The sequence below is a fragment of the Rhodococcus gannanensis genome (genome assembly GCF_042681175.1).
GTDB classification, from domain to species: Bacteria; Actinomycetota; Actinomycetes; order Mycobacteriales; family Mycobacteriaceae; genus Rhodococcus_G; species Rhodococcus_G gannanensis.
Window position 1 is genome coordinate 150,650 of sequence record NZ_JBHUFB010000012.1, and the last position, 21,547, is coordinate 172,196.

Annotated in this window: 20 protein-coding genes; 13 read left to right on the forward strand and 7 right to left on the reverse strand. The window is 70.1% G+C overall.

What is annotated here, in order from left to right; genetic code table 11:
• Positions 1 to 14: 14 nt before the first annotated feature.
• From ACFSJG_RS15540 to ACFSJG_RS15555, 4 genes are all read right to left on the reverse strand, one after another.
• Positions 15 to 2,405, reverse strand: a complete 2,391-nt coding sequence (locus tag ACFSJG_RS15540; protein ID WP_378486132.1) for an ATP-binding cassette domain-containing protein — start codon at positions 2,403 to 2,405, stop codon at positions 15 to 17.
• Positions 2,406 to 2,525: 120 nt separating this feature from the next.
• Positions 2,526 to 2,936 carry a VOC family protein gene (locus ACFSJG_RS15545; RefSeq protein ID WP_378486133.1) on the reverse strand — a complete coding sequence of 137 codons (411 nt, stop codon included), beginning with the start codon at positions 2,934 to 2,936 and terminating at the stop codon, positions 2,526 to 2,528.
• Between the two features lie 10 nt (positions 2,937 to 2,946).
• A complete protein-coding gene (locus ACFSJG_RS15550) occupies positions 2,947 to 3,390 on the reverse strand; it encodes a helix-turn-helix transcriptional regulator (protein ID WP_378486134.1) in 444 nt (147 codons plus the stop codon).
• 46 nt (positions 3,391 to 3,436) lie between these two features.
• Entirely contained in the window at positions 3,437 to 3,733 is a 297-nt protein-coding gene (locus ACFSJG_RS15555) for a hypothetical protein (protein WP_378486135.1), read from the reverse strand.
• Positions 3,734 to 4,234: 501 nt separating this feature from the next.
• Here ACFSJG_RS15555 and ku point away from each other — a divergent pair.
• The 7 genes from ku to ACFSJG_RS15590 all read left to right on the forward strand — a co-directional run bounded on the left by ku (position 4,235) and on the right by ACFSJG_RS15590 (position 12,753).
• A complete protein-coding gene (gene ku, locus ACFSJG_RS15560) occupies positions 4,235 to 5,179 on the forward strand; it encodes a non-homologous end joining protein Ku (protein WP_378486136.1) in 945 nt (314 codons plus the stop codon).
• Between the two features lie 198 nt (positions 5,180 to 5,377).
• Complete coding sequence (locus tag ACFSJG_RS15565; RefSeq protein WP_378486137.1) at positions 5,378 to 5,647, forward strand: DUF7218 family protein; 270 nt, start codon at positions 5,378 to 5,380, stop codon at positions 5,645 to 5,647.
• Between the two features lie 68 nt (positions 5,648 to 5,715).
• Positions 5,716 to 6,765: an iron-containing redox enzyme family protein gene (locus ACFSJG_RS15570; protein WP_378486138.1), complete on the forward strand. Its 1,050-nt coding sequence runs from the start codon at positions 5,716 to 5,718 to the stop codon at positions 6,763 to 6,765.
• Complete coding sequence (locus ACFSJG_RS15575) at positions 6,762 to 8,114, forward strand: cryptochrome/photolyase family protein (protein WP_378486139.1); 1,353 nt, start codon at positions 6,762 to 6,764, stop codon at positions 8,112 to 8,114. The genes ACFSJG_RS15570 and ACFSJG_RS15575 overlap by 4 nt, the downstream gene beginning before the upstream one ends.
• Positions 8,115 to 8,167: 53 nt before the next feature.
• Positions 8,168 to 9,835, forward strand: coding sequence for an SLC13 family permease (locus tag ACFSJG_RS15580; protein WP_378486140.1), 1,668 nt, complete (start codon positions 8,168 to 8,170; stop codon positions 9,833 to 9,835).
• Between the two features lie 54 nt (positions 9,836 to 9,889).
• Positions 9,890 to 11,272 carry a TIGR01777 family oxidoreductase gene (locus tag ACFSJG_RS15585; RefSeq protein ID WP_378486141.1) on the forward strand — a complete coding sequence of 461 codons (1,383 nt, stop codon included), beginning with the start codon at positions 9,890 to 9,892 and terminating at the stop codon, positions 11,270 to 11,272.
• Positions 11,269 to 12,753: an SDR family oxidoreductase gene (locus ACFSJG_RS15590; protein ID WP_378486142.1), complete on the forward strand. Its 1,485-nt coding sequence runs from the start codon at positions 11,269 to 11,271 to the stop codon at positions 12,751 to 12,753. Before ACFSJG_RS15585 ends, ACFSJG_RS15590 begins: the two co-directional genes overlap by 4 nt.
• Here the strand turns inward: ACFSJG_RS15590 and ACFSJG_RS15595 are convergent.
• A complete protein-coding gene (locus ACFSJG_RS15595) occupies positions 12,750 to 14,357 on the reverse strand; it encodes an AMP-binding protein (protein ID WP_378486143.1) in 1,608 nt (535 codons plus the stop codon). The two genes, ACFSJG_RS15590 and ACFSJG_RS15595, sit on opposite strands and share 4 nt — an antisense overlap.
• A gap of 150 nt (positions 14,358 to 14,507) precedes the next feature.
• Entirely contained in the window at positions 14,508 to 15,119 is a 612-nt protein-coding gene (locus tag ACFSJG_RS15600) for a lipocalin family protein (RefSeq protein ID WP_378486144.1), read from the reverse strand.
• Positions 15,120 to 15,250: 131 nt separating this feature from the next.
• Here ACFSJG_RS15600 and ACFSJG_RS15605 point away from each other — a divergent pair, with 131 nt between their 5' ends.
• From ACFSJG_RS15605 to ACFSJG_RS15630, 6 genes are all read left to right on the forward strand, one after another.
• A complete protein-coding gene (locus tag ACFSJG_RS15605; RefSeq protein ID WP_378486145.1) occupies positions 15,251 to 16,546 on the forward strand; it encodes an NAD(P)/FAD-dependent oxidoreductase in 1,296 nt (431 codons plus the stop codon).
• Positions 16,543 to 17,274: a DUF1365 domain-containing protein gene (locus ACFSJG_RS15610; RefSeq protein ID WP_378486146.1), complete on the forward strand. Its 732-nt coding sequence runs from the start codon at positions 16,543 to 16,545 to the stop codon at positions 17,272 to 17,274. Before ACFSJG_RS15605 ends, ACFSJG_RS15610 begins: the two co-directional genes overlap by 4 nt.
• Positions 17,271 to 18,539, forward strand: coding sequence for a class I SAM-dependent methyltransferase (locus ACFSJG_RS15615; protein ID WP_378486147.1), 1,269 nt, complete (start codon positions 17,271 to 17,273; stop codon positions 18,537 to 18,539). The genes ACFSJG_RS15610 and ACFSJG_RS15615 overlap by 4 nt, the downstream gene beginning before the upstream one ends.
• Positions 18,536 to 19,330: a DUF1295 domain-containing protein gene (locus ACFSJG_RS15620; protein ID WP_378486148.1), complete on the forward strand. Its 795-nt coding sequence runs from the start codon at positions 18,536 to 18,538 to the stop codon at positions 19,328 to 19,330. Before ACFSJG_RS15615 ends, ACFSJG_RS15620 begins: the two co-directional genes overlap by 4 nt.
• Before the next feature lie 89 nt (positions 19,331 to 19,419).
• Positions 19,420 to 19,986 carry a sigma-70 family RNA polymerase sigma factor gene (locus ACFSJG_RS15625; RefSeq protein ID WP_378486149.1) on the forward strand — a complete coding sequence of 189 codons (567 nt, stop codon included), beginning with the start codon at positions 19,420 to 19,422 and terminating at the stop codon, positions 19,984 to 19,986.
• Positions 19,986 to 20,732, forward strand: a complete 747-nt coding sequence (locus ACFSJG_RS15630; protein ID WP_378486150.1) for an anti-sigma factor — start codon at positions 19,986 to 19,988, stop codon at positions 20,730 to 20,732. Before ACFSJG_RS15625 ends, ACFSJG_RS15630 begins: the two co-directional genes overlap by 1 nt.
• Before the next feature lie 17 nt (positions 20,733 to 20,749).
• Here ACFSJG_RS15630 and ACFSJG_RS15635 read toward each other — a convergent pair whose 3' ends face one another.
• Positions 20,750 to 21,544 carry an ABC transporter permease gene (locus tag ACFSJG_RS15635; RefSeq protein WP_378486445.1) on the reverse strand — a complete coding sequence of 265 codons (795 nt, stop codon included), beginning with the start codon at positions 21,542 to 21,544 and terminating at the stop codon, positions 20,750 to 20,752.
• Positions 21,545 to 21,547 lie beyond the last annotated feature (3 nt).

Sequence of the window (21,547 nt, forward strand, 5' to 3'; positions counted from 1 at the left end):
CCGGGTTCCGGTCGTCAGGCGCCGACGTACTCCGCGAGATGCTTGCCGGTGAGGGTCTGCGGGTCTGCGACGAGATCGGCGGGGGTTCCTTCGAAGACGATGCGGCCACCGTCGTGGCCGGCGCCGGGACCGAGGTCGACGATCCAGTCGGCGTGTGCCATGACGGCCTGGTGGTGCTCGATGACGACCACCGACTTGCCGGAGTCGACGAGCCGGTCCAGCAGACCGAGGAGGTTCTCGACGTCGGCCAGGTGCAGGCCGGTGGTGGGTTCGTCGAGGACGTAGATGTCGCCCTTCTCCCCCATGTGGGTGGCGAGCTTGAGGCGTTGCCGTTCGCCGCCGGACAGGGTGGTCAGGGGCTGGCCGATCTTCACGTAGCCGAGCCCGACGTCGGCGAGGCGCTGCAGAATCTTGTGCGCGGCAGGCAGTTTCGCATCCGGTGACCCGAAGAACGCCTCGGCTTCGGCGACGGACATGCCGAGGACCTCGCTGATGTCCTTGCCGCCGAACGTGTAGTCGAGGACCTCTGCCTGGAACCGCTTGCCCTCGCACACCTCGCACGGCGTGGACACCCCCGCCATCATCGCGAGGTCGGAGTAGACGACGCCCGCGCCGTTGCAATTCGGGCACGCGCCCTCGGAGTTGGCGCTGAACAGAGCGGGTTTGACGCCGTTCTCCTTGGCGAACGCCTTGCGGATGGGGTCGAGCAGGCCGGTGTAGGTGGCGGGGTTGCTGCGCCGGGACCCCTTGATGGCGCCCTGGTCGATGGCGACGACGTCGTCGCGGGTGGACACCGAGCCGTGGATCAGGGAGCTCTTCCCGGAGCCCGCGACACCGGTGACGACAACGAGCACACCGAGCGGGATGTCCACGTCGACGCCGCGGAGGTTGTGGGTGTCGGCGCCGCGGATCTCCAGAGCGCCGGTCGACGTCCGGAACGACTCCTTCAGCGTGGCGCGGTCGTCGAGGTGCCGGCCGGTGACGGTGTCGCTGGCGCGCAGTTCGTCGACGGTGCCCTCGAACACGATGTGACCGCCGTCGCTGCCCGCGCCGGGACCGAGGTCGACGACGTGGTCGGCGATCGCGATGGCTTCCGGCTTGTGTTCGACGACGAGGACGGTGTTGCCCTTGTCCCGCAACTGGAGCAGTAGGTCGTTCATGCGCTGGATGTCGTGCGGGTGCAGGCCGATGGTGGGTTCGTCGAACACGTAGGTGACGTCGGTGAGCGACGAACCGAGGTGCCGGATCAGCTTGGTGCGTTGGGCCTCGCCGCCGGACAGGGTGCCGGCGGGCCGTTCGAGACTGAGGTAGCCGAGGCCGATGTCGACGAAGGAGTCGAGGGTGTCGCCGAGTGACTTCAGCAGCGGCGCCATCGACGGTTCGTCGAGTTCGCGGACCCAGTCGGCGAGGTCGCTGATCTGCATGGCGCACACGTCGGCGATGCTGACGCCGCCTATCTTCGACGATCGCGCCTCTGCGCTGAGCCGGGTGCCGGCGCAGTCGGGGCAGGTCTGGAAGGTGATGGCGCGGTCGACGAACGCCCGGATGTGTGGCTGCATGGCCTCGCGGTCCTTGGCCAGCATCGACTTCTGGATCTTCGGGATCAATCCTTCGAAGGTGATGTTGATGCCGTCGACCTTGATCTTCGTCGGTTCCTTGTACAGCAGGTCGTTGAGCTGCTTCTTGGTGTACTTCGCGATCGGCTTGTCCGGGTCGAAGAATCCGCTGCCGCGGTAGATCCGGCCGTACCAGCCGTCCATGCTGTAGCCGGGGATGGTCAGCGCGCCCTCGTTGAGGGACTTGCTGTCGTCGTAGAGGGCGGTGAGGTCGAAGTCGGACACCGAGCCGCGGCCCTCGCAGCGCATGCACATGCCGCCGGTGATGCTGAAGCTGCGGCGTTCCTTCACCGTGCGGCCGCCCTTCTCGACGGTCACGGCGCCGGCGCCGCTGATCGAGGCGACGTTGAACGAGAACGCTTGCTGCGACCCGATGTGTGGGGTGCCGAGACGGCTGAACAGGATGCGCAGCATCGCGTTGGCGTCGGTGGCGGTGCCGACGGTGGACCGCGGGTTGGCGCCCATCCGTTCCTGGTCGACGATGATCGCGGTGGTGAGGCCTTCGAGGACGTCGACGTCGGGCCGGGCGAGGGTCGGCATGAAGCCCTGCACGAACGCGCTGTACGTCTCGTTGATCATGCGCTGCGATTCGGCTGCGATCGTCGCGAACACGAGGGAGCTCTTCCCGGAACCGGAGACGCCGGTGAACACGGTCAACCGTCGTTTGGGGAGTTCGACGTCGACGCCCTGGAGGTTGTTCTCGCGGGCACCGTGCACGCGGATCAGGTCGTGGCTGTCGGCCGCATGCTTCGCGGTTGGCTGCTTCGTGGACCTGGTGGCCGTGGTCATCGTGTCTCCGTTCGATGCATGGGTGCGCTCCCCGCGGCGGCGGTGCCCGCCGAAGGGCATCGCCGCCATCGAGTATGTCCGATTCGGTGGGTCACGGCCGTCGAGTGACGGCCGCGTCGTTCAACTCGCCTGCTGGATCCGGATCATGTTGCCCGCGGGATCACGGACCGCGCAGTCGCGGACGCCGTACGGCTGGTCTGTCGGTTCCTGGATCACCTCGGTGTCACCGGCGGCCAGTTTCTCGAAGGTGCCGTCGAGGTCGGGGGTGGCGAGCAGGAGGCTGCCGTAGGTGCCCTTCGCCATCATCTCGCCGATGAGGCGGCGTTCGTCGTCGGTGACGCCGGGGCTGGCCTCCGGCGGATACAGGACGATCGACGTCTCGGGCTGGCCGGCCGGGCCGACGGTCAGCCAGCGCAGGCCGTTGTAGCCGACGTCGTTGCGGACCTCGAAGCCGAGAGTGTCGCGGTAGAACGCGAGGGCGGCGTCGGGGTCGTTCTGCGGAAGGAAGCTGGAGTGGATGGTGAGTTTCATGGAATCCACGCTAGGGGCTGTGCGGAGCGGTCGCTTCTCGATTCCTGATCGGTCGGGTGACCTGTTTGGCGACACACGACGGCATCCCGGCCGTTGCCTGCGCGGCCTCACGCCGGTACGTGCTCGGCGGCACGCCGACGAGTTCGGTGAAGCGGGTGCTGAAGGTGCCGAGCGAGGAGCAGCCGACCTCGAAGCAGACGTCGGTGACGCTGAGGTCGCCGCGGCGGAGCAGGGCCATCGCCCGTTCGATGCGGCGGGTCATCAGGTAGCTGTAGGGCGCCTCGCCGTACGCGAGCCGGAACTGCCTGCTCAGGTGGCCCGCGGACATGTTCACGTCGCGAGCGAGGGCTTCCACGTCGAGTGGCTGCGCGTAGTCGCGGTCGATGCGGTCACGGACGCGCCGCAGCAGGGCGAGGTCACGCAGGCGTTGGTCGGATCCCGGTCGTGCGGTCACGGTCCGATGGTGTCACGTGGGACCGGGCGGCATGCAGCGCGACGGGTCAATGGCCGAGTTGGCTCGTCAGTCGCCGTCCCTCGACATGCTTGACGTGGGCGTGCTCGGCAAGGACGATGCTCGCGCCGACCACGAAGAACGTCACACACAGGATGGCGCCCAGGGTGGCCCAGCCGGCGAACCCGTAGCCCGCGGCGACGAGGGTCATTCCCATCGTCGCGATGCCGAGTAGCACGAGACCGTATCCCGGCCAGTTACGGGAGTCGTCAATCGCCTCTCCCGGGTGTTCCCGGTTGGTGTGGACCGGGTCGATGGGAAGGTCTTCGGGGTTGTGTGTGGCCATTTCGGTTGCCTCCACACCTTCTTCGCGGGCGTTCTTCGTGAGGGTCGGAAACTCCTTCTCGGGTCTCCGCTCGAATCGATGAGTAATCACATGCCTTTGCGCGGTATTGCTAGATCATGAGCCCTGCGACGGCGACACACGTTGCCGTGCCCGCTGCGACGAGGACGGACAGGACCGGCGACGTCGTGACGACCGCGGTGGTCACGCCTACGGGGCATGCGGACACCAGGGCGATCATCCCTGCATGCCGACGAGAAGGAACGACTTCGAGCGGCGCAGATACGACATGGTTCATGGTGAGCCGACTTTCTGTCGATGCAACTCTCAGGCCGTCTCGACCCGAGGGAAGGCTGCTTTCTCAACCAAGTTCCGGTCTACCACGCAGACACCGAAGGGTCCAGTGATCGCCTCGACTGCGCCGCGCCGTTTGAAGTGCGGCAAGACTGGGAAAGAGGTACAGGCGGCGCTTTGTGTCGGAGGAGGCGAACGAGAATGCGGTCGATGTGGAAGGGGACGGTCACCTTCGGCTTGGTCGCGATCCCGGTGCGCCTGTTCGCGGCCACGCAGGATCAGAGCCTGTCGTTCCACCAGGTCCACATTCCGGACGGATCGCGGATCCAGCACCGTCGCTTCTGCGCCGCCGAGGACTCCGAGGTGCCCTACGACGAGATCGGGAAGGGATACGAGACCGCCGACGGCCAGATGGTGGTCCTGACCGACGAGGATCTCGCCGAACTGCCGTTGCCGAGTGCACACACAGTCCAGGTGCTCGCCTTCGTTCCCATCGAATCCGTCGATCCCATCCACTTCGACCGCACGTACTTCCTCGAGCCGGAGAAGTCGGCGGTCAAACCGTTCGTGATGCTGCGGGACGCGATGAGCAAGGCGGGACAGGTCGCGGTGACGAAGATCGCCATCCGCCAACGGGAGTCGTTGGCGCTGCTGCGGGTGTACCGGGACGACATCGTCGTCGAGACGATGCTGTGGCCGGAGCAGGTACGCACCCCCGACTTCGACTTCCTGCGTGCCGATCCGCCGCAGGTCAGTGCGAAGGAGATGAAGATGGCGGCGCAGCTCATCGAGACGATGGCCGAACCCGTCTTCGACGCCGACGCCTACCGGGACGAGTACCAGAAGGCCTTGAAGGAATTGGTGCGCACCAGGATCGAGGGCGGGGACACGACGACACCGCCTTCGGCAGCGGTCACTGCCGACGACGAGGTCACGAGTCTGCTGGAGGCACTCTCGAACAGCATCGAGGCGTCTCGCGGGTCCACGTCGTCGACGTCGCGGCCCACGAAGACGTCGCCCAGGAAGGCGTCGTCGACGAAGAGTCCGCCTGGGAAGACATCGTCGAAGAAGGCATCTCCCGAGAAGTCCGGCGCGGCCCGGAAGGCCTCGGAGAAGAAGACCTCACCGAAGAAGGCGGCCGGGGCGAAGAAGTAGCCCAGTACCTGCACTGGAGGCGCAGCCCCGTGCAGGCCGTCCGGCGTGGCGCCTGTCGGGGCAACCGACGACGGGCGAGGCTGCCTTCGGACCCGAACCTCGAGACGTTCCGCGTCACGGCCTTCCGATCCATGTTTGCCGTCCCAGTGCTTTGGGTAGGCGAGAGAGAACCCGCTCGACGAGTGAGGAGAAACGCCGATGCCGAAGAACAGCTCGGATCCGCACCTGAAGGATCAGGAGATGTACGAAGAACTACGCAAGAAGGGCGACTCGAAGGAGAAGGCTGCGCGGATATCCAATGCCGCCGCTGCGCGTGGCCGCAGCAGTGTCGGACGCAAGGGCGGGCACGGCGAGTCGTACGAGGACCGCACTGTTCCCGAGTTGCGGAAGCGGGCGAAGGAGATCGGATTGACGGGCTACTCGTCGATGACCAAGTCGAAGCTGATCAGTGCGCTTCGCAACCACTGACGCCGAGCGCACCCCGCAGCGGTTCGACCTCGCCGTCCAACTCCCTGTCGCCGACCTGGAGGTGCTGTATGACCACGGGCGTTGATGTCCGGGCCCGGCCCCTGCCGATGCCCCGCGGCCCGGTGTCGTGCCGGGTGATCGCGACCCTCGCCGACGGCTCAGCGGGCTCGATGCGGGCGGATTCCGGCCTCGGCCATGCGGACCCGCTGGGTGGTGATCTGCAGTTGGCGCTGCACGTGTGTTACGAGCTCCACTACCGCGGGTTCGTCGGCGTCGACCCGGACTGGGAGTGGGACCCTGAACTGATCCGGTTACGGGGCGACATGGAGCGCCGGTTCCTGCGGTGTCTGCGGGCCGAGGTTGCGGGAGGCAGTGATGCCGATGCCGAGTTGGACGCGGTCTCGGTCGCCGAGGCCGGCGAGGGATCGGTCGCGGCGTACCTGCGTGACCACGGGTCCTGGGACCAGATGCGGGAGTACTTCGCGCACCGGTCCATCTACCACCTGAAGGAGGCCGATCCGCTGGCGTGGGCGATCCCGCGGCTGCACGGCCCGCCGAAGGCGGCGTTTGTCGCTGTCGAGTTCGACGAGTTCGGGGGCGGTGACGGCGAGCGTATGCACTCGCGCCTGTTCTCCGATCTGTTGCGCGCCGCCGAACTGGACAGCAGCTATCTCGGGTATCTCGACGACGTACCGCCGGAGACCCTCGCGACGGTGAACCTGGTGTCGTTGTTCGGACTGCACCGCGGCCTGCGGGGGGCACTCGTCGGACACTTCGCGACCGCCGAGGCGACGACACCGCCGAGCGCCAAGGCGCTGGTCGCCGCGCTCGAGCGGATGTCGGCGCCGGCGGAGTGTGTGCGGTTCTACGCCGAGCACGTGGAAGCCGACGCGGTGCACGAGCAGGTGTTGCGCCGTGATGTGGTCGGCGGCCTGTTGGACGCGGAACCGGAGCTGGCGGCCGACGTGGTGTTCGGGATCCAGGCCACGGAGCTGCTCGAAGGCAGGCTCGCCGCGCATCTGCTGCACGCATGGTCCGGGGGCGCGAGTTCGCTGCTCGCCGTGCGCGAGTCGCGGTTGCATGGGGTGGGCGCGGCGCCAGCGACAATGGACGGATGACCAGACCCACGCTGGTGTGGTTCCGCCGGGATCTGCGCCTGCACGACCTGCCGATGTTGCTGGCGGCGTCCGACGACGCGACAGCAGCGGTCGCGATGTTCGTGCTCGACGACGCGCTGCTGGGCCCGTCGGGTGGGCCGCGACGACGGTTCCTGTTCGAGTGTCTCCGCGCCCTCGACGACGATCTCGACGGTCGCCTGCTCGTCGTGCGCGGCGACCCGGTTGTCGTGGTGCCCGCAGTGGCCACCGAGTTCGGTGCCGTCTCCGTGCACGTCAGCGCGGACCACGGCCCCTACGGAGCCCGCCGTGACACGGCGGTCGAGGCGGCGCTCGATGCGGTGCCACTGGTTCGGTCGGGATCGCCGTACGCGGTGTCCCCCGGACGGATCGTGAAGTCGGACGGAACCCCGTACCGGGTGTTCACCCCGTTCCGGAAGGCCTGGCTCGACCACGGCTGGCGGGCCCCGGCCGCGACGAGCGCCGGCACGGTCACCTGGGTGGATCCTCGTGGATCGAAGGCCCGGGTGCCGATCCCGACCGCCGCGGTCGAAGGCCCCGCGCTGCCCCCGGCCGGGGAGGCGGCCGCACTGCGGCGCTGGCACGAGTTCCAGGAGGATGAGCTCGCCGGCTACGCGGACGGCCGTGACCGCCCCGATCTCGACGCGACGAGCCGGATGTCGCCGTACCTGAAATTCGGGTGCATCCATCCGCGAACGATGTTGCGGGACATTGCCGGTCGCAGCGACGACGGTGCCGCGACGCTGCGCAGCGAACTCGCGTGGCGGGACTTCTACGCCGACGTCCTGCACCACCGCCCGGACACGGCGCGCGGCAACTACAACGACCGCTTCGACGCTATCGTGCACGACTCGGGTCCGGACGCGGACCGGGCGTTCGAGGCGTGGGCGGAGGGCCGCACCGGGTTCCCGATCGTCGACGCCGGGATGCGGCAGCTGCTCGGCGAGGGCTGGATGCACAACCGGGTCCGGATGATCGTCGCGTCGTTCCTGACGAAGGACCTGCACCTCCCGTGGTGGCGCGGCGCACGGCACTTCATGCGGTATCTCGTCGACGGGGACCTGGCGTCCAATCAGCACGGCTGGCAGTGGACCGCGGGCTGCGGTACCGACGCCGCCCCGTACTTCCGGGTGTTCAACCCGACCGTGCAGGGTGAGAAGTTCGATCCCGAAGGCGACTACGTGCGGCGCTGGGTGCCGGAGTTGCGGTCGGTGCCGGGTAAGCGGGTGCACCGCCTCCCGGACGGTCCGCCGCCGGGCTACCCGGAACCGATCGTCGACCACGCCCACGAGCGGCAGGTCGCGCTGGACCGGTACGCCCGGATTCGCTGATCCCGGAGTGTCACGTCGCGCGGATCGCCGTGCGAGTTGACACGATCGGTCGTATGGCGGTTGTCGCAGCGGTGATCGTGGTGGTGACCCTGGTGGTGATGACGACCGGGGCGGTGCCCGCGGTGCTGGCGTTGACGACGGCGCTGGTGGTCGCGGGCGTGGTGGGGATCGCGACTCCCGCCGAGTTGTTCGCCGGCCTGAGCAACAGCGGCGTCATCACCATCGCCGCGATGCTGGTCATCGCGAAGGGAGTGCTGCGGACGGGTGCGGTCTCCCGGTTGACGCACGCGCTGTTGTCGGGGGTTCGGACCGCGGGGCAGGCGCTGGGCAGGCTGATCCCTGCGGTGGGGGTGGTGTCCGCGCTCATCAACACGACCCCGATCGTGGCCATGTTGATTCCGGCGGCGAAGGAATTGCAGCAGCGGAACGGGATTCCGGCGCGCGGGCTGTTGCTGCCGATCGCGCACGCGACGACGCTGGCGGGGTCGGCGACGCTGATCGGCACGAGCTCGAATCTGGTGATCGCGGGCCTCGCGGAACCGGCCGGTGTGCAGTTGACGATGTTCTCGTTCGTGCCGGTCGCGGTCCCGGTGGCGCTGGTCGGCTGGGTGGTGCTCATGGTGGCGGCGCCGAGGATGCTGGGCCGTCGGCCGCAGGTGCAGGACCGGGACCTCTCGTGGCAGGCAGAGATCCCGATCGCTCCGCGCGCCCTCGCGACCGGGCGGACGGCGGCCGAGATCGGGGTGGACTCCACCGCGGAGTTCGAGCTCGTCGAGATCCGGCGCTGGGGTGACCCCCTCGATGCGGCGACGCCGCTGGAGGCGGGCGACACCCTGGTGTACCGGGCGACGGAGACCGGGGTGCGCACCCTGTGGGCGAATCCGCGATTCGGTCTCGCGCCGCAACGCCTGTTCCTGGTCACGATCGCCACGAACGAGCAGAAGACGGTGCGGGACCTCGAGGAGGGCGAGGACATCGCGGTCGTCGCGGCGCAGACGACCCGCCTCTTGCGGGACGCGCCCGCCGAGCCGGGCGAGCTGTGCCTGGTGACCGCAGCGTCCGCGGACGCGCTGGCCGAGAACTCGCTCGTGGCGATGTGGCGGGAGCTGTCCGGCACGGCGCCGCAGACGGCGAAGACGTGGATCGCCGTCGCCGTCCTCGTCGGCACGATCGTGTCGGCGTCGTTCGGGATCGCGGCGGTCGAACTGTGCGCCGTGGCGGGGGCGGTGCTCATGGTGTTCACCGGTGTCCTCACCCCGCGATCGGCGGTGCGGGCGCTGAACTGGAACATCCTGGCGATCATCGCCGGATCGGTGGGGCTCGGGACGATCGTCGTGCAGAGCGGTCTGGGCGGTCACATCTCCGATGCGGTGGTGTCGTTGGCGGGTGACACCGCGCTGCTGGTGGTCCTGGTCTTCGTGATCGGGACGACGCTGCTGACGAACGCGGTGACCAACGCCGCGGCGGCCGCGATCCTGACCCCGATCGCGCTCGAGGTCGCGGCGGTCGCCGGGCTGGATCCCGTGGTGCTGTTGACGTTGATCGGGACGTGCATCTCGTTCACCTTCCTCAACCCGTACAGCCACCAGTCGAACCTGATGGTGCTGCGTCCGGGCGGGTACTCGACCGCGACGTTCGTGCGGTTCGGTGTCCCCCTCACCGTGGCGGTGGCGCTGTCGGCGATCGGTGTCGGCTCGGTGTTGCTGACGGTCGTGGGCTGAGGCCGGCGGCTGCGCTCCGTACAGTCGAGTCAGGCCCCCGCGAAGGAGTCGGAGATGGGAATCGAGTACTCGTCCACCGTGCCCGCCTCGATCCGAGAGGTGTTCGACTGGCATGCCAGCCCTGGTGCGTTGCAGCGTCTGCTGCCGCCGTGGCAGCCGGTGGGGGTGGTGGCGGAGTCGCATTCGCTGGCCGACGGGCACGCGGTGGTGTCGCTGCCCGGCGGGGTGCGGTGGGTCGCCGCGCACGACCCCGCCGGATACGACCCGCCGCGTCGTTTCGTCGATCGGATCGACCGGGTCGGCCCGGTGTGGCCTCGGGTGGGTGTGTCGCTGCCGTGGCGGCACGAGCACACCTTCACCGAGGTGGCGGCGGACGCGGGCGACGCCGCCGAATTCACCCGCATCACCGACCGCGTCGAGACGCCCGCCCCGGCAGCGTTGCTGCGGCAGATGTTCCGATACCGGCACCGACAGTGCGCCGACGACCTGGCGGCGCACCGCGAGGCACGGGAGCGTGGTGCGCGCCCGTCGACCGTCGCGGTCACCGGCGCGTCCGGTCTGGTGGGGACCGCGCTGGCGGCGTACCTGACCACGGGCGGCCACCGGGTGGTGCGGCTGGTGCGCCGGTCACCCCGCACTGCCGACGAGAGGCAGTGGAATCCGGAGGACCCGGCCGCGGACCTGCTCGTCGAGGTCGACGCAGTGGTGCACCTCGCCGGTGCGTCGATCGCGGGCCGGTTCACCGACGGGCACCGGGCCGCGATCCGGGACAGCCGCATCGAGCCGACGCGGCGGCTCGCCGCGGTCGCGGCGAACACCCGCGGTGGGCCGCGGGTGTTCGTGTCCGCGTCCGCGATCGGCATCTACGGCTACGACCGCGGCGACGAACCGCTCGCCGAGACCGCCGATCGCGGTGACGGGTTCCTGGCCGACGTGGTCGCCGAGTGGGAGGACGCCACGGCGCCCGCCGCCGACGCGGGACTGCGGGTGGTGCGGGTGCGGACCGGGATCGTGCAGACGCCACGCGGGGGCACCCTGCGCCTGATGCGTCCGCTGTTCGGGGCGGGGCTCGGCGGCCGGCTGGGGTCGGGCACCCAGTGGCTGTCGTGGATCGACGTCGACGACCTGATCGACGTGTACGGGCGGGCGCTCACCGATCCGGCGCTGTCGGGTGCGGTGAACGCGGTCGCGCCGACCCCCGTCCAGGCTTCGGAGTACGCACGCACGCTGGCGTTCGTGCTGCGCCGGCCCGCGCTGCTCCCGGTCCCCGATCTCGGTCCGCGGCTGCTGCTCGGCGAGCAGGGGGCCCGTGAGCTGGCGACCGCGAGTCAGCGGGTGACGCCCACCGCGCTGGTCGACGCCGGGCACCGTTTCCGCCGCGCGAGCCTGGAGGAGTCGCTGCGTCACCAGCTCGGACACATCGCGGCCACACCGTGACCGAGCCGCGGCACATCCTGGTCACGGGCGCCACCGGTTACGTCGGGGGCCGGCTGGTGCCGCTGCTCGTCGAGTCGGGGTACCGGGTCCGGGTCCTGGCCCGCACCCCCGACAAGCTGCGGGACGTGCCGTGGGCGCGGGACGTCGAGGTGGTGCGCGGCGACCTCGACGACGCCGCGTCGGTGCGGCGCGCGTGCGGTGACGTCGACGTCGTCTACTACCTGGCGCATTCGATGGGTGGGCGCGGCGCATTCGAGGACGTCGAGCAGCGTTGCGCCCGCAATGTCGCCACCGCGGCCGAGGACGCGGGTGTCGGCCGGATCGTGTATCTCGGTGGGCTGCATCCGGAGACCGGGGCGTTGTCGCCGCACCTGAGGTCGCGGGCCGCGGTGGGTCGTGTCCTGTCCGAGTCGGCGGTTCCGACGCTGGTGCTGCAGGCCGGGGTGGTGATCGGATCGGGGTCGGCGTCCTTCGAGATGATCCGCCACCTGAGCAATCGGTTGCCGGTGATGACGACCCCGCGGTGGGTGAACAACCGGATCCAGCCGATCGCGGTGCGGGACGTGCTGCACTATCTCGTCGGCGCGGTCACCGCGCGGCTGCCGCGGAGCCGGATCGTCGACATCGGCGGTCCCGACATCCTGCGGTACGGCGAGATGATGCAGGTGTACGCGGAAGTGGCGGGACTGCGGCGGCGGCGCATCGTCGTGTTGCCGGTGTTGACGCCGCGGCTCGCCGGGCTGTGGATCGGGTTGGTGACACCGATCCCGCCAAGTCTGGGGCGGGCCCTGATCGAGTCGGTCGGCACCGACGCCGTGATGCACGACCACGCCGTGGACGAGCTGATCCCGCCCCCGCCCGGAGGGCTGACCGGGTACCGGGAGGCGGTCCGGCTGGCGCTGCGCCGCATCGAGCGCGGTGAGGTGGAGACGACGTGGGCGAACGCGTCGTCCGCACCCGCGGATCCGCTGCCGTCGGACCCGGACTGGGCGGGCGCGACGGCGTTCGTCGACGAACGCGACTTCGACGCCGCCAGCGACCCGGCGTCGGTGTGGTCGGTGGTCGAGGCGATCGGCGGCGAGAACGGCTGGTACTCGTTCCCGTTGGCGTGGGCGGTGCGGGGATGGCTCGACCGCGCCGTCGGCGGTGTCGGTCTGGTGCGGGGCAGACGCCACCCCCGCACCCTGCACACCGGTGACGCGCTGGACTTCTGGCGCGTCGAGAGGATCGACCGGCCCGAGCTGCTGCGGCTGCGGGCGGAGATGCGTGCCCCCGGCGGCGCGTGGCTCGAATGGCGGTTGACGGGCCTGCCGACCGGCGGCACGCGGATCCGGCAGCGGGCGGTCTTCCTCCCACGTGGCGTCGCGGGGCGCCTCTACTGGTATGCGCTGGTGCCGTTCCACCGGGTGATCTTCACGGGCATGCTCGAGAACATCGCCGGTGCCGCCGGTCGGTCGGGTCCGTCCTCCGGTGCCGGCTAGGAGGCGGCCACCGATGTCGCCCAGCGGTAGTCGGCCTTGCCGGCAGGCGTGCGCTTGACCTCGGCGACGAGCACGACGGCGCGGGGGATCTTGTAGCCGGCCAGGGTCGTTCGGCAGTGCCGCTGGATCTCCTCGAGGGTCGGCGCGGGCGCGTCCGGGTAGACCGCGACGACCGCGGCGACCTGCTGTCCCATGCGTTCGTCGGGTTTGGGCACCACCAGCGCGTCGGAGATCGACGGGTGCGCGTGCAGCGCGGCCTCGACCTCCTCCGCGAACACCTTCTCGCCGCCGGTGTTGATGCACTGCGATCCGCGGCCGAGGAAGACGATGGTGCCGTCGGCCTCCACCCGGCCCATGTCGCCGAGCACCGACAGTCGGGTGCCGTCGGCGCGGACGGGGAACGTGCGGGCGGACTTGTCCTCGTCCCGGTAGTAGCCGAGGGGGATGTTGCCGATGCGGGCGATGTAGCCGATCTCGTCGGTTCCCGGTGCGATCGTCTCCAGGGCCTCGTCGACGACGATCATGTTCGGCGACGGCGGCATCCGCAGGTTGCCCGCCTCGTCGACGGTGAAGGCGCCGTCGTTGCCGGACTCGGAGGCGCCGAAGTTGTCCCGCAGCACCAGGTCCGGCTTCACCGCGAGCATCCGGTCCCGCACGCCGACGGACCAGATCGCGCCACCGGAGGTGATGGAGAACAGGGAACCGAAGTCGATCTCGCCCTGGCGTCGTTCCATCTCGTCGACCAGCGGCAGTCCCATGCCGTCACCGACGATGAGGATCACCTGGACGCGGTCCTTCTCGATGGACTCGACGACCTCCTTCGGTGTGAAGTCGCGTTTGAGGACGACGCGGGCGCCGAGGGTGAAGAAGGTGAACAGCGAGTACAGCGCGGCACCGTGCATGAGGGGCGCGGCGATGAGGAATGCGAACTCGGGGAACTCCTTCGCGGCGGCGGCGACCTCGGCGAGGTCGCGCCGCGGGTCGTCACCGTACGGGTTGCCGCCGGACAGCGGCTTGCGGAAGAAGTCGTCCTGACGCCACATGACACCCTTGGGGTATCCGGTGGTGCCGCCGGTGTAGAGGACGTACAGGTCGTCGCCGGAGCGGGGGGCGAACTCCCCACTGGTGGGCAGCGTCCGCGCCTCCGCGAAGGCGGTGACCGTGACTTCCCGGGCCGCGGCGGCGGTGCGGAGTTCGTCGGTGGTCTCCCCCACGACGAACACCGTCCGGATCAGCGGGCAGACGTCGAGCAGGTCGGCGAGGGCACGTTGGTGTTCGGGCAGTTCGACGACGACCGCGACGGCGTCGGAGTTGGTGAACAGGTACTCAAGTTCGGCGTGCGTGTACCGGTAGTTGACGTTGATCGGCACCGCCCGGATCTTGACGGAACCGAGGATGCTGGTGACGTGTTCGACGCTGTTCTTCAGGAACAGCGCGACGTGTTCCCCCGGCTGGATCCCCGCGCCGGCCAGCAGGTGCGCGGTCCGGTTCGCCTCGGCGTCGAGTTCGGCGTACGTGAAGTTCACACCCTCGTAGGTCAGTGCGACACGGTCGGGGACGGCGGAGGCGACGGTGTCGAAGACGTCCGCGAGGTTGAACTGCATCGTCATTCCCTTCGGGCGGTGCGGGGTGCTGTCGGGTGTCACCAACGTAGCGACAGTTCACCGGAGGGAACGGTAAAACGGTTGAACGGCTTCGCAACCTGTGCGCGGATTCCGTAGTGGGAACTACCGAATCCGCGCACGGGTCCGGCGTCAGACGGTGCAGAGGGGGCGGATGTCGGGCAGTCCGCCGGTGGTCGGGGACGTGAGCATCAGGCACGAGTTGTAGCCGTTCGCTTCGACGACGCGCCGGATCTCCTGCCAGCGGGCCGCGTCGACGGCCGGGGTCCGGGACAGCACGAAGCCCGACAGCCGGCTGGGATCGCCGACGAGTGCCCACGAGTAGTCGTCGGCGACGTGCGCGACGAGGTAGTTGCTCGGACCGTCGGGTGAATCCTGGCCCGGCACCGAGGGGAACGAGACGTGCAGTTCGGCGGGCCCGTTGACGCGGGCGTTGCCGACGATGCCGCGGCGGTCGCCGGTGACGGTGGTGCAGGTGTTCTCCACCCGCACGTCGCGGTCGTCGATCAGGTCGTAGCGGGCGGTGGTGTCGCGGACGCAGTCGAGGTTGAACGGTGCCGGGTTGGCGGCGAGCTGATGCCAGGTCCCGAGATAGCGCGGCAGGTCGACCCGTTCGACCGGGGTGAGCGGTGTCCACGGCTGGGCGCCCGCGGTGACCGCGGGCGACAGTGCCATGGCACCGGCGAGTGCCGGCGCGGCGGCTCCGAGGGCGAGGATCCTGGCGAGTCTCCCGGTCGTGCGCACAGTGCTGCTCCTTCTCGTGTCGGGGATGTGTCGCCCGGTGTTCGGAGCCGGTCCCGGCCCGGATGGGTCGGCGCTTCCGGGATTCGGCGGAACCCACCCATCCGGGGGTGCGACGGCACCGAACACCGGTCATGACGACTTCTTCAGCGCCGCCGGGCCGTTCCGTCGCCGTGATCGGCAGCGGCGTCGCGGGCCTGACCGCGGCGTACGTGTTGGCGAAACGGGACCGGGTGACCCTGTTCGAGGCCGACGACCGGCTCGGCGGGCACGCCCACACCCACGACGTCGACCTCGGCGGCGGACGGCAGGTGCGGGTGGACAGCGGTTTCATCGTCCACAACGACCGCACCTACCCGACGCTGTGCGCACTGTTCGACGAGGTCGGCGTGCCGACGCAGCCGACGGACATGTCGATGTCGGTGCGGGCGGAGGCGACCGGGATCGAGTACGCGGGCGCGAAGGGCCTGTCGGGACTGTTCCCGACCGCACGCATGCTGACCCGCGGCAGACACCTGGTGATGCTCGGGGAGGTGCTGCGGTTCCATCGGGCGGCGCGGACACTGCTCGACTCCGCCGTGCACGGCGACGAGGAGACCCTCGGTGCGTTCCTGGACCGGCTGCGGTTCTCCCGGTACTTCACCGACCACTTCATGACCCCGCTGGTCGCGGCGGTGTGGTCGTGCGATCCCGCGCTCGCGCTGCGGTATCCGGCGCGGTACCTGCTGACGTTCCTCGACCACCACGGCATGCTCACCGTGTTCGGGTCGCCGGAGTGGCGGACCGTCACCGGCGGGTCGGCCCGCTATGTCGAACGGATCGCCGCCACCGTCGACGAGGTACGCACCGGGTGCCCGGTGCAGCGGCTCGAACGCCGCACCGACGGTGTGTGGCTGACGGCGGGCGGGCACCGTCGCCGTTTCGACGCCGCGGTGGTCGCGGTGCACCCGCAGCAGGCGCTGCGGCTGCTCGACTACCCGACGGCGGCCGAGTCGGCGGTGCTGGGCGCGATCCCCTACTCGACGAACGTGGCCCGGCTGCACACCGATTCGTCGCTGGTGCCCCGCGCCGCCGCGGCGCGCGCGTCGTGGAACTACCTGATCCCCCGAGAGGAGGCGGCGGGTGTCGTCGTCACCTACGACATGAGCAGGCTGATGCGGCTGGACGTGCCCGACCGCCGGTTCCTCGTCACCCTCGGCGGCGGGGACCGCATCGACCCGGCCACCGTCATCGCCGAGATGACCTACGAACATCCGCAGTACACCCCGCAATCGGTGGCGGCGCAGCGGCGCCTGCCGGAACTCGACGACGACGTCGTCGCGTTCGCGGGCGCCTACCACGGGTGGGGTTTCCACGAGGACGGTGCCGCGTCGGGGCTGCGCGCGGCGCGGCGGGTCGGGGCGACGCATCTGGTGGGGGTGTCGTCGTGACGGCGCCCGCGCTGTACCGCACCCGGATCCGGCACGTCCGGCGCACGCCGCTGCGGCACGCGTTCACCTATCGCGGTCTCAGCTGGTTCGTCGACCTCGACGACCTGCCGCGATTGCCGGTGTGGTTGCGGCCCTTCGCCCGCTTCGACGGGCGGGACCACTTCGCCGGCGAACCGTCGCTGCGGGCCGGGCTCGACGAGGTCCTCGCCGACGCCGGCGTGGACCCGACCGGGTGGCGGGTCACGGCTCTGCTCGCGCCGCGGGCGTTCGGCTACGTGTTCAACCCGCTCAGCCTGTACTGGTGCCACGACGACACCGGCGCCGTCCGGTGCGTGGTCGCCGAGGTGCACAACACGTACGGCGGCAGGCACCCGTACGTGCTGTTCCCCGACGCCGACGGGCGTGTCGAGACCGAGAAGGTGTTCTACGTGTCGCCGTTCAACCCGGTCGAGGGCCGGTACACGTTGCAGGTGCCGGAACCGGGTACGCAGCTCGCGGTGTCGGTGACCCTGCACCGCGACGGCCACCGCCCGTTCGTCGCGTCGATGCACGGCAAACGCACCCCCGTGACCACCGTCCGGGTGGCGGGCGCGGTGCTCCGGGTCCCGCTGGCGCCGCAGCTGGTGGCCGCGCGCATCCGCATCCAGGGTGTCGTGCTGTGGCTGCGCGGCCTGCCCGTCGTCCCCCGCCGAACCGTCCCGTCCCAGCAGTTGGAGGCCAGCCGATGACCATCACCCACACCCACGGCATCGACGCGACACCGGACCCCACACGATGGCCCGACGTCGCGCAGGTCCCGGCAGGACCGCGCGCCCGGTGGGGTGCCCTGATCGCGGATCGTCTGTTCCGCCGGGCGGCGTCGCGCCTCGACGTGCGGGTGGAGTACCCGGACGGCACCGTCGTCGGTGCCGGCGGTCCCGGATCACCGGGGATGGTGGTGCACCGCCCCGGCGTGTTCGCGCGCCGGGTCGCCGCGGCCGGGCTGGTCGGCTTCGGCGAGGCGTACATGGCCGGTGACTGGGACACCCCGGACCCGGCGGCCGTCCTGACCCCGTTCGCGGCGGCGGCGCCGGCCCTGGTGCCGCGGGCGCTGCAGGTGCTGCGGCCGCTGGTGCTGCCTGGTCAGCCGGTGACGGAACGCAATTCGGAGGAGAACACCCGCTCCAACATCTCCCGGCACTACGACCTGTCGAACGAGCTGTTCGCGCTGTTCCTGGACGACACGATGACCTACTCGAGTGCCCTGTTCGGTGACATCCGGGCGACGTGGGAGACGCTGCCGGGGGCGCAGCATCGCAAGATCGACCGGTTGCTCGACGCGGCTGCGGTCGGGCCCGGGACGCGGCTGCTCGAGATCGGTACCGGTTGGGGCGAACTCGCCGTCCGGGCGGCGCGGCGCGGCGCGACGGTGCGGTCGGTGACGTTGTCGGCGGAGCAGCAGGAGTGGGCGCGCCGCCGGGTCTCCGACGCCGGGCTCGCGGACCGGGTCCGGATCGACCTGCTCGACTACCGCGCAGTGCGCGGCGAGTACGACGCGGTGGTGTCGGTGGAGATGATCGAGGCGGTCGGATTCGAGTACTGGGGAACGTACTTCGCGACGATCGACCGGCTGCTGTCTCCCGGCGGCCGGGTGGCGTTGCAGTCGATCACCATGCCGGACGCGCGGATGCGGGCGTCCCGCGGCACCTACACCTGGATCCACAAGTACATCTTTCCCGGGGGGCTGCTGCCGTCCACCGAGGCGCTGGAGGGCGCCGCCCGAGGCACCGCACTGCGAACGGTGGAGCGGTTCGGCTTCGGCCACGACTACGCGGACACCCTGCGGTTGTGGCGTGAGCGGTTCGTCGCGCACGCGGACACGGTGGCGGAGTTGGGGTTCGACGCCACGTTCCGGCGGATGTGGGAGTTCTACCTCGCGTACTCGGAGGCCGGGTTCCGGTCCGGGTACCTCGACGTCCAGCAGTTCGTCCTGACGAAGGACGGTGCGCGATGAGTGCCGCGGCGACCTTCCTTGCCGTGTCGGCGGCGTCCCTGGCCGCTCTCGCGGTGGTGCAGGCGGGCGCGTTCGCGGTGGGCCGGCGCATCGGCCGCGTCAACGTGGTCGACGTCGCGTGGGGCATCGGGTTCGTCCTCGTCGCCCTGGTCGCGGCGGTCCTCGGCGACGGTGACGCCGGCCGCCGCTGGTTGCTGTTCGCGCTGGTCGCGGTGTGGGGTGTGCGGTTGAGCGCCCACATGCACCGCAAGTCGGCGGGCAAGGGCGAGGACCCCCGCTACGAGGATCTGCTGGAGCGGGCCGGGGGCGCGTCGACGGCGACGATCGTGCTGCGGGTGTTCGCGACGCAGGGCGCCGCGCAGTGGTTCGTGTCGCTGCCCCTGCAGGTGTCGGCGGTACTCGGTCCGGCCCGTGGCGTGGGCGCGGTCGCGGTCTGGGTCGGAGTGGTGTTGTGGGCGGCGGGCGTGACGTTCGAAGCGGTGGGTGACCGGCAGATGCTCCGGTTCACCCGCGACTCGGCCAACCGGGGCCGCATCATGGACCGCGGACTGTGGGCGTGGACGCGGCATCCCAACTACTTCGGGGACGCGTGCGTGTGGTGGGGCGTGTGGCTGATCTGCGCGTCGGTGTGGCCCGGTGTGCTCACCGCGGCCTCCCCGGTGCTGATGACGTACTTCCTGGTGTGGGCGACGGGTGCGCGGCTGCTGGAGAAGTCGATGGCCACGCGGCCCGGCTACCGCGACTATCAGCGGCGGGTCGCGTTCTTCGTCCCGCGGCCACCACGACGGTGATCGCCGTGCCGGCGCGGGACGGCCGGGTGGGCGTGTTGAGCGTCCCGACACGCGCCTATAGGCTTCCGTCCGATGAGCGGACAGGACGCATGACCGGCGTGAGCGGTGACACCGACACCCTCGCGGCACTGCTTCGGCGCGTCTCCGATCGCGACGAGGACGCGTTCGCCCGCTTCTACGACCTGACCCGCGCCCGCGTGTACGGGATGGTGCTGCGGGTGCTGCGCGATCCGGGATACAGCGAGGAGGCCACGCAGGAGGTGTTCCTGCAGGTGTGGCGTACCGCCGCGAGTTTCGACGAGACGCAGGGGTCGGCGTTGTCGTGGGTGATCACCCTCGCGCACCGGCGGGCGGTGGACCGGGTGCGCGCCGAGCAGGCCGGGTCGGACCGGGAGTCGCGGTACCAGGCCGCGTCCGTCGACTCCCCCTTCGACAGTGTCTCCGAGGAGGTCACCCGCCGGGAGGACCGGAACCTGGTGGTGCGGTGCCTCGGGACCCTCACCGACCTGCAACGTCAGTCCGTGGAACTCGCCTACTACCGTGGCTTGACGTATAGGGAAGTGTCCGAACAGCTTTCGGCCACCCTGCCGACCGTGAAGTCCAGGATCCGGGACGGGCTGCTCCGTCTGCGCCAGTGCCTTGGGGGTGAGCAGTGATGACCGATCCGACCCTCTCCGACGGCGACCGCCTCGACCTCGCCGAGGTGTACGCCCTCGACGCGCTCACCGACGCCGAACGCGGACAGGTCGACGCGGCCGTGGCGGCGGCGTCCGCAACCGAGTCCGCCGAGTTCACCCGCCGCGTCCGCGAGGCCCGCGAGACGATGGCCGAGCTGTCCGCGGCGACGGCGACGGAACCGCCGGAGCGGCTGCGGTCCGGCATCCTCGCGGCGATCGCCGCGGACCGCCCGGACGCTGGCTCCCCGCCGATCGACCTGGCCGCCAGGCGCTCCCGGCGCCGGCTGCGGACGGTGGTGCTCGCCGCGGCGGCGGCCGTCGTGATCGCCGTCGGCGGCGGCGTGGTCGCGACCCGACTGCTCACCGACGAACCGGCGCCGACCGCGGAGCAGGTGCTCGCGGCCGACGACGTCCGCACCTCGTCGGGTGCGATCGAGGGCGGCGGCACCGCGACGGTCGTGTACTCGAAGGACGCCGACGCCGGAGTCCTCGTGATGAACAACGTCACGCCGCCGGCGCCGGGCACGGTGTACCAGATGTGGCTGGTCGGAGAGTCCGACGACATGGTGTCCGCGGGCACCATGGACGCGACCGCGGTCGCCCCGTCCACGACGGCGGTGCTGAACGGGATCAGCGGCGCCACCGCGCTCGCGTTCACCGTCGAGCCTCCCGGCGGATCCACGCAGCCGACGGGTCAGCCCTTCGCGCAGCTGCCCCTCACCTGACCGGGGGCCCGAGGCGATCAGCGGCTCACGGCCTTCTTGTAGCGGTGGATCGCGAACGGCACGAACACGATCAGCATCAACGCGATCCACAGCAGCGACGCCAGGATCGGGTTCTGCAGCGGCCACGCCTCCGGCGGCGGCATCTGCGGGTTCGTGTTGCCGAACAGGTTTCGCACCGCCTGCGTCAACGCGGACACCGGATTCCACTCGGCGATCACCCGCAGCACCGTCGGCATCGACGACGGGTCGACGAAGGTGTTCGCGATGAACGACAGCGGGAAGATCACCATGAAGCTGGCGTTGTTGAACACCTCGGGGGTGCGCACCCACATCCCGACGACCGCCATCACCCACGACAGCGCGTACGCGAACAGCAGCATCAGCGCGTAGCCGGCGGCGGCCTCGAGGACGGACGAGTGGATGCGCCACCCGATCGCGAGGCCGGTCAGCGACATCACCACCAGGCTGATGACGTTGATGATCACGTCGGTGGAGGTGCGGCCGATCAGGACCGCGGACGGCGCCATCGGCAGGGACCGGAACCGGTCGATGATCCCCTTCTGCAGGTCCTCGACCATGCCGAGTCCGGTCCAGGTCGCACCGAAGATGACGGTCTGCGTGAACACGCCGGCGATGAGGTACTCGCGATACGAGATGCCGGGGATCTCGATGGCGCTGCCGAAGACGAAGGCGAACAGCAGCACGAACATGATCGGCGACAGGACGGTGAAGACGATCAGGTCGGGCACTCGTTTGATCTTGATGACGTTGCGTTTCGCGATGGTCAGTCCGTCGGACGCCACCATCTGCATCGC

Bases quoted from the DNA above. Each gene is read 5' to 3' on its own strand.
- ACFSJG_RS15540 (WP_378486132.1), bottom strand. From the start codon at position 2,405: ATGACCACGGCCACCAGGTCCACGAAGCAGCCAACCGCGAAGCATGCG.
- ACFSJG_RS15545 (WP_378486133.1), bottom strand. From the start codon at position 2,936: ATGAAACTCACCATCCACTCCAGCTTCCTTCCGCAGAACGACCCCGAC.
- ACFSJG_RS15555 (WP_378486135.1), bottom strand. From the start codon at position 3,733: ATGGCCACACACAACCCCGAAGACCTTCCCATCGACCCGGTCCACACC.
- ku (WP_378486136.1), top strand. From the start codon at position 4,235: ATGTGGAAGGGGACGGTCACCTTCGGCTTGGTCGCGATCCCGGTGCGC.
- ACFSJG_RS15565 (WP_378486137.1), top strand. From the start codon at position 5,378: ATGCCGAAGAACAGCTCGGATCCGCACCTGAAGGATCAGGAGATGTAC.
- ACFSJG_RS15570 (WP_378486138.1), top strand. From the start codon at position 5,716: ATGACCACGGGCGTTGATGTCCGGGCCCGGCCCCTGCCGATGCCCCGC.
- ACFSJG_RS15575 (WP_378486139.1), top strand. From the start codon at position 6,762: ATGACCAGACCCACGCTGGTGTGGTTCCGCCGGGATCTGCGCCTGCAC.
- ACFSJG_RS15580 (WP_378486140.1), top strand. From the start codon at position 8,168: ATGGCGGTTGTCGCAGCGGTGATCGTGGTGGTGACCCTGGTGGTGATG.
- ACFSJG_RS15585 (WP_378486141.1), top strand. From the start codon at position 9,890: ATGGGAATCGAGTACTCGTCCACCGTGCCCGCCTCGATCCGAGAGGTG.
- ACFSJG_RS15595 (WP_378486143.1), bottom strand. From the start codon at position 14,357: ATGCAGTTCAACCTCGCGGACGTCTTCGACACCGTCGCCTCCGCCGTC.
- ACFSJG_RS15605 (WP_378486145.1), top strand. From the start codon at position 15,251: ATGACGACTTCTTCAGCGCCGCCGGGCCGTTCCGTCGCCGTGATCGGC.
- ACFSJG_RS15615 (WP_378486147.1), top strand. From the start codon at position 17,271: ATGACCATCACCCACACCCACGGCATCGACGCGACACCGGACCCCACA.
- ACFSJG_RS15620 (WP_378486148.1), top strand. From the start codon at position 18,536: ATGAGTGCCGCGGCGACCTTCCTTGCCGTGTCGGCGGCGTCCCTGGCC.
- ACFSJG_RS15625 (WP_378486149.1), top strand. From the start codon at position 19,420: ATGACCGGCGTGAGCGGTGACACCGACACCCTCGCGGCACTGCTTCGG.
- ACFSJG_RS15630 (WP_378486150.1), top strand. From the start codon at position 19,986: ATGACCGATCCGACCCTCTCCGACGGCGACCGCCTCGACCTCGCCGAG.
- ACFSJG_RS15635 (WP_378486445.1), bottom strand. From the start codon at position 21,544: ATGCAGATGGTGGCGTCCGACGGACTGACCATCGCGAAACGCAACGTC.